Origin of the sequence: Limimaricola variabilis (assembly GCF_014195545.1) — a bacterium.
GTDB lineage: Bacteria > Pseudomonadota > Alphaproteobacteria > Rhodobacterales > Rhodobacteraceae > Limimaricola > Limimaricola variabilis.
In genome coordinates, this window is the sequence record NZ_JACIBX010000006.1 from 195,610 (window position 1) to 202,435 (window position 6,826).

A 6,826-nucleotide genomic window follows, 5' to 3' on the forward strand; every position below is an offset into this window, starting at 1 on the left:
CGTGGCTGGTTTCAGGCGAAGTCCTTGGCGAAGGCGTCGAGCGCCTTGCGGATGCGGGCCTCCGCATCGCCCTTGATCTTCGGGTCCTCGTTGGTGATCCAGTCCAGCAGCTCGCGCTCGTTGGTGCGCAGATGCTTGAGCAGGCCTTGCTCGAAGCGACCGACGTCCTTGACGGCGATCTTGTCGAGATAGCCCTGGGTGCCGGCGAAGATCACGCAGACGATCTCGGCGTTGGTCAGCGGCGAGTACTGCGGCTGCTTCATCAGCTCGGTCAGACGGGCGCCACGGTTCAGCAGCTGCTGGGTCGAGGCGTCGAGGTCGGAGCCGAACTGCGCGAAGGCGGCCATCTCGCGGTACTGCGCGAGCTCGAGCTTCACCGGACCGGCGACCGACTTCATCGCGTTGGTCTGGGCCGAGGAGCCCACGCGCGACACCGACAGGCCGGTGTTCACCGCCGGGCGGATGCCCTGGTAGAACAGCTCGGTCTCGAGGAAGATCTGACCGTCGGTGATCGAGATCACGTTGGTCGGAATGAAGGCCGACACGTCGCCGCCCTGGGTCTCGATGATCGGCAGCGCGGTGAGCGAGCCGGCGCCCAGCTCGTCGTTGAGCTTGGCCGAACGCTCCAGCAGGCGCGAGTGGAGGTAGAACACGTCGCCCGGGTAGGCTTCGCGGCCCGGCGGGCGGCGCAGCAGCAGCGACATCTGACGATAGGACACGGCCTGCTTGGACAGGTCATCATAGATGATCAGCGCGTGCTTGCCGTTGTCGCGGAAATACTCGGCCATCGCCGTCGCGGCGTAGGGCGCCAGGAACTGCATCGGGGCCGGGTCGGAGGCGGTGGCGGCGACGACGATCGAGTACTCGATCGCGCCGGTCTCCTCGAGCTTCTTCACCAGCTGCGCCACGGTCGAGCGCTTCTGGCCGATCGCGACGTAGACGCAGTAGAGCTTCTTGCTCTCGTCGTCGCCGGCGGCTTCGTTGTAGCTCTTCTGGTTCAGCACGGTGTCGAGAGCGACGGCGGTCTTGCCGGTCTGACGGTCGCCGATGATCAGCTCCCGCTGGCCACGGCCGATCGGGATCATCGCGTCGACCGACTTGAGGCCGGTCGCCATCGGCTCGTGCACCGACTTACGGGGGATGATGCCGGGCGCCTTGACGTCGGCGACGCGACGCTCGGAAGCCTCGATCGGGCCCTTGCCGTCGAGCGGGTTGCCGAGGCCGTCCACGACGCGGCCGAGAAGGCCCATGCCGGCGGGGACGTCCACGATCGAGTTGGTGCGCTTGACGACGTCACCTTCCTTGATGTCGCGGTCCGAGCCGAAGATCACGCAGCCGACGTTGTCGGTCTCGAGGTTCAGCGCCATACCCTGGATGCCGCCCGGAAACTCGACCATCTCGCCGGCTTGGACGTTGTCGAGGCCGTGGACGCGGGCGATGCCGTCACCGACGGAGAGCACGCGACCAACCTCGGCGACCTCGGCCTCCTGGCCGAAATTCTTGATCTGGTCCTTCAGGATCGCGGAGATTTCCGCAGCTTGGATCGCCATTATCCGACCTCTTTCATGGTGTTCTGGAGTGCCTGGAGCTTCGAACGGATCGAGGTATCGATCCTCTTCGAACCCAGCTTGACGACGAGACCGCCGATGAGGCTTTCATCCACGATCTGATTGATCTTCACCTCGCGGCCCGCGCTCTCCTGGAGAGCGGCGGCCAGCGCGGTCTTCTGCTTGTCGGAAAGCGCCTTGGCGGTGGTGACGTCGGCGGTGATCTCGCCGCGCGCCTCCGCGAGCTTCTCGTCGAGCGCGCGCAGCATCTGCGGCAGCACGAAGAGCCGGCGCTTGGAGGCCATCAGCCCCAGCACGTTGGTGGTGGTCTGGGTCAGCCCCATCTTCGCGGCGATCGCGGCGATGGCCCGGCCCTGGTCTTCGCGCGAATAGATCGGCGAGGAGATCAGGTCGCGGAACTCCGCGCTCTCGGCCAGCGCGGCCCGCAGCGCGTCGACATCCGACGTCAGGGCGGCGAGGTCGTCGCCCTCCCGCGCCAGGTCGAACACGGCCGTGGCATAGCGTTGCGCGATGCCGGTTGAGATCGATGCTGGTTCGGACACGTCCACCCTTCCGCAGTCTTGGGCCCGGCGATCCCGCGGCCGGCGAGAGCGGCAACGGTCGGGCAGCTTGCAAGGCCCTCGCGCGGGCGAAGGCCGTCAAAATCAGGGGCGATGTAGCAGAGCGATCCGGGTGTCGCAACCGCCTTGAGCCTGCCCGTGACGGGCATCTGCACCCGTGTCACAAGCCTTTGGCGGGTGCGACGTTTTGCCCCTGTGGCGAATGTCTTGCCGCTAGTGCCGGCGCGACGGCTCTGGCACCGGCGCGCCGATCCCCTCGAGCACCCGCAACGGCCGCTTGACCGCGGAGGTCAGGCCCGGCCGGGTCGGCGCCGCCATCTGCTTGGCGGCCTCGACCATCAGGACGCCACCGGTGTTGAGCACCGGCATGTGCCGCCCCGCCCGCTCCAGGAACGCCGCCGAGCGGCGCCAGCCGCGGCGCAGGCTGGGCGGACGGTAGAGCGCCGAGATCGAGCGCTCGACCACGAAGCCGTGCCGCCGGAGCTGCGCCTCGAGCTGTCCCAGCGAATAGGGACGGCCATAGCCGAAGGGCGTCGCGTCCGAGCGCGACCACAGCCCGGCGCGGTTCGGCACCACGAAGACCGCCTTGCCCCCCGGCCCCAGCGCCCGCCAGCATTCGTCGAGCAGCGCGCTCGCATGCTCGGAGGTCTCGAGCCCGTGCATCAGCACCAGCCGATCGACTTGGCCGGTCCTGAGCGGCCAGAGCGTCTCCTCGCACAGCACCGAGACATTGGGCTGGCCGGCCGGCCAGGGCATCACGCCCTGCGGCCCCGGCATCAGCCCGATCACCCGCCGCGCATCCGGTAGGTAGGGCCGCAGCAAGGGCACGGCGAAACCGTATCCCGCCACGGTCTGTCCCTGCACATGCGCCACCGGCCACCATTCGACGAGCTGGTCGCGAATGACCTTCTGCGCCGCGCGGCCCAGCGCGCTGCGATAATAGAAGTTGCGCAGGTCGAGCACGTCCAGATGCATTGCGGGCCGATGTCCCCTGGTCCAGAATTGGCGGGCCGGTGGCCAAGGCCGGTCCGGGCGCCGGGTCACCATAGCAACCAAAACGCAGGTGCCGCCATGCCTCTCGAACTTCTCACCGTTCCGTGCCTCTCCGACAACTACGCCTACCTGCTGCACGACCCAGCCAGCGGAAAGACCGCGCTGGTCGATGCGCCAGAGGCGGCGCCGATCCAGGCCGCGCTCGACCGGCATGGCTGGCACCTCTCGGACATCCTGATCACCCACCACCACGACGATCACGTCGCCGGGTTGGCCGAGCTGCGCGCGGGCGCGCGGGTGATCGGCGCGGCTCCCGACGCGCAGCGCCTGCCACCGCTCGACCATGCCGCCCGGCCGGGTGAGACGCTGCAGGTGCTCGACGAGCCGGTGGAGGTGATCGACGTGCCCGGCCACACGATCGGCCATGTCGCCTTTCATCTCCCGCAGAGCCGCATGGCGTTCACCGCCGACAGCCTGATGGCGCTCGGCTGCGGCCGGCTGTTCGAGGGCACGCCCGAACAGATGTGGGATTCGCTGCGCCGGCTGCGTGACCTGCCGGGGCCGACGCTGATCTGCTCGGGTCACGAATACACCCAGAGCAACGCCCGCTTCGCGCTGACGGTGGAGCCAGACAACGCGGCGCTGCGCGACCGCGCCGCCGAAATCGATCGCGCCCGTGCCGAAGGCCGCCCGACCGTGCCGTCACGCCTGGCCGACGAACGCGCCACCAACCCGTTCCTGCGCGCCGACATGCCCGAGCTGCAACGCGCCGCCGGGCTCGAAGGGCACAGTCCAGCGGAAGTGTTCGCCGAAATCAGACGCAGAAAGGATCGCTTCTGAGACAATCCGCGGCAGGGCTGCAACGGAAGGGGAGGCTTTGGCATGCAAAGAACACAGCCGCGTGACGTCGCACCCTCCGGCGCCGGGTTTTTGCGAGTTTTAACTTGAAGCGCCGCCGATAAACCCGATCTTTAACTACAGAGGCCACGGTCAGGGCGGGGCTATCTCCGCCCGGACCCCCGATCAGAGGAGCACATCGCCGTGCCGTCTTTTTCGACCACTCTCGAGCAGTCCATCCATGCGGCGCTGGCTCTGGCCAATGCCCGCCGCCACGAACTCGCGACCCTCGAGCACCTCCTGCTGGCCCTGATCGAGGAACCCGACGCCGCCCGTGTAATGCGGGCCTGCGCCGTCGATCTGGACGAGCTGCGAAAGTCGCTCGAGGATTTCATCGAAGATGATCTTTCCACCCTCGTCACCGACGTGGACGGCTCCGAGGCCGTGCCCACCGCCGCCTTCCAGCGCGTGATCCAGCGCGCCGCGATCCATGTGCAATCTTCGGGCCGCACCGAGGTGACCGGCGCCAACGTGCTCGTCGCGATCTTCGCCGAGCGCGAATCCAACGCCGCCTATTTCCTGCAGGAGCAGGACATGACCCGCTACGACGCGGTCAACTTCATCGCCCATGGCCAGGCCAAGGACCCGGCTTTCGGCGAGAGCCGCCCGGTGACCGGTGCCGCCGAGAAGGACGAGGAAACCGGCTCCGCTACCGGTGGCGCGTCGAGCGAGGAGAAGGATTCGGCACTGGCGAAGTACTGCGTCGACCTCAACGCCAAGTCCCGCAAAGGCGACGTCGACCCGCTGATCGGCCGCGAACACGAGGTCGAGCGCTGCATCCAGGTGCTCTGCCGTCGCCGCAAGAACAACCCGCTCCTGGTGGGCGATCCCGGCGTAGGCAAGACCGCCATCGCCGAAGGTCTCGCCTGGAAGATCGTCGAGGGCGCGGTGCCCGAGGTGCTCTCCGAGGCCACGATCTTCAGCCTCGACATGGGCGCGCTGCTCGCCGGCACCCGCTATCGGGGCGATTTCGAGGAGCGGCTCAAGGCGGTGATGACCGAGATGGAGAACCATCCCGACGCGGTGCTCTTCATCGACGAGATCCACACCGTGATCGGCGCTGGCGCCACCTCCGGCGGCGCGATGGACGCGTCCAACCTGCTGAAGCCCGCGCTGCAGGGCGGCAAGCTGCGCTGCATGGGCTCGACCACCTACAAGGAGTTCCGCCAGCACTTCGAGAAGGACCGCGCGCTGTCGCGGCGCTTCCAGAAGATCGACGTTAACGAGCCCTCGGTCGAGGATGCGGTGAAGATCCTCAAGGGGCTCAAGCCCTATTTCGAGGATCACCACCAGATCAAGTACACCCACGACGCGATCAAGACCGCGGTGGAGCTGTCGGCGCGCTACATCAACGACCGCAAGCTGCCCGACAAGGCGATCGACGTGATCGACGAGGCCGGGGCGGCCCAGCATCTCGTGGCCGAGAGCAAGCGGCGCAAGACCATTGGCGCCAAGGAGATCGAGGCGGTGATCGCCAAGATCGCCCGCATCCCGCCCAAGAACGTCTCCAAGGACGACGCCGAGGTGCTCAAGGATCTCGAACCGACGCTCAAGCGCGTGGTGTTCGGTCAGGACAACGCGATCACCGCGCTCTCCTCGGCGATCAAGCTGGCCCGCGCCGGCCTGCGCGAACCCGAGAAGCCGATCGGCAACTACCTCTTTGCCGGCCCCACCGGCGTCGGCAAGACCGAGGTGGCCAAGCAGCTCGCCTCCACCTTGGGCGTGGAGATGCTGCGCTTCGACATGTCGGAATACATGGAGAAGCACGCGGTCAGCCGGCTGATCGGCGCGCCTCCGGGCTATGTCGGCTTCGACCAGGGCGGTCTTCTGACCGACGGTGTCGACCAGCACCCGCATTGCGTGCTGCTTCTCGACGAAATCGAGAAGGCGCACCCGGACGTGTTCAACATCCTGCTGCAGGTGATGGATCACGGCACACTGACCGACCATAACGGTCGCAAGGTGGATTTCCGGAACGTGATCCTGATCATGACCTCGAACGCGGGCGCCGCCGAGCAGGCCAAGGAGGCAATCGGTTTCGGACGGGCGCGTCGCGAGGGCGAGGACACGGCCGCGATCGAGCGGACCTTCACGCCGGAGTTCCGCAACCGTCTCGACGCGGTGATCTCCTTCGCGCCGCTGGCGCCGGAGACGATCATCTCGGTGGTCGAGAAGTTCGTGCTCCAGCTCGAGGCGCAGCTGATGGACCGCAATGTCCATATCGAGCTGACCCGCGAGGCCGGGGAGTGGCTGGCCGAGAAGGGCTACGACGAGAAGATGGGTGCCCGCCCGCTGGGCCGGGTGATCCAGGAGCACATCAAGAAGCCGCTCGCCGAGGAGCTGTTGTTCGGCAAGCTGACCAAGGGCGGCATCGTCCGGGTCGGCGTGAAGGACGACAAGATCGAGCTCGCCTTCGAGGAGCCGGGGGCCAAGCGGCTTTCGGGCAACCGCCCGCCCCTGCTCACCGCCGAGTAACCGGCAAGCAGACGACGAGACGACACGCGCGGCCCCTCGGGCCGCGCGTCTTTCGTTGTACCGAGTCGATCAGCGCAGGTCGCCTCGCCAAGCTGGCACTCCGCCCCACCGCGCGCCATGCTGGCCCCGATCTTGGAGGAGCCTTTCCATGTCCCGTCCCGCCCTCGCATTCCGAGCCCATCTTGCGCTCGCCCTGGCACTCGCGCCGCTCGTTGCCGCCGCGCAGCAGGACCTCGCCCTAGGCTCAGGACCCATTGATCTTGATGAGGCTGCGTGATTCAGGCTCCCCGAGGAGCATGATCAATGAGCAACCTTTTCTGGCTGACGACCGAG

The 6,826-nt window shown here is 67.3% G+C and carries 5 protein-coding genes; 2 read left to right on the forward strand and 3 right to left on the reverse strand.

Translation table 11 applies throughout. The annotated features are described in order from the left end of the window. Nucleotides 1-11 precede the first annotated feature (11 nt). From atpA to FHS00_RS10060, 3 genes are all read right to left on the reverse strand, one after another. The gene (gene atpA / locus FHS00_RS10050) at nt 12-1,550 is read right to left on the reverse strand and encodes a F0F1 ATP synthase subunit alpha (protein WP_183472561.1); all 1,539 of its coding nucleotides are present in this window, start codon (nt 1,548-1,550) and stop codon (nt 12-14) included. After that, nucleotides 1,550-2,116, reverse strand: coding sequence for a F0F1 ATP synthase subunit delta (locus tag FHS00_RS10055; protein ID WP_183472564.1), 567 nt, complete (start codon nt 2,114-2,116; stop codon nt 1,550-1,552). Before FHS00_RS10055 ends, atpA begins: the two co-directional genes overlap by 1 nt. Nucleotides 2,117-2,341: 225 nt before the next feature. Next, nucleotides 2,342-3,103 (reverse strand): methyltransferase domain-containing protein, encoded by a 762-nt coding sequence (locus tag FHS00_RS10060; RefSeq protein ID WP_183472567.1) that lies wholly within the window; start codon nt 3,101-3,103, stop codon nt 2,342-2,344. A gap of 96 nt (nt 3,104-3,199) precedes the next feature. Between FHS00_RS10060 and gloB the strand changes: the two genes are divergently transcribed. Then, on the forward strand, nt 3,200-3,961 hold the full coding sequence (gene gloB, locus FHS00_RS10065) for a hydroxyacylglutathione hydrolase (RefSeq protein WP_183472570.1): 762 nt from the start codon (nt 3,200-3,202) through the stop codon (nt 3,959-3,961). Nucleotides 3,962-4,162: 201 nt separating this feature from the next. Further along, nucleotides 4,163-6,493: an ATP-dependent Clp protease ATP-binding subunit ClpA gene (gene clpA, locus FHS00_RS10070; RefSeq protein ID WP_183472573.1), complete on the forward strand. Its 2,331-nt coding sequence runs from the start codon at nt 4,163-4,165 to the stop codon at nt 6,491-6,493. Nucleotides 6,494-6,826: the final 333 nt, after the last annotated feature.

Coding starts and splice junctions, on each gene's coding strand:
- atpA (WP_183472561.1), bottom strand. CDS start 1,550: ATGGCGATCCAAGCTGCGGAAATCTCCGCGATCCTGAAGGACCAGATC.
- FHS00_RS10060 (WP_183472567.1), bottom strand. CDS start 3,103: ATGCATCTGGACGTGCTCGACCTGCGCAACTTCTATTATCGCAGCGCG.
- gloB (WP_183472570.1), top strand. CDS start 3,200: ATGCCTCTCGAACTTCTCACCGTTCCGTGCCTCTCCGACAACTACGCC.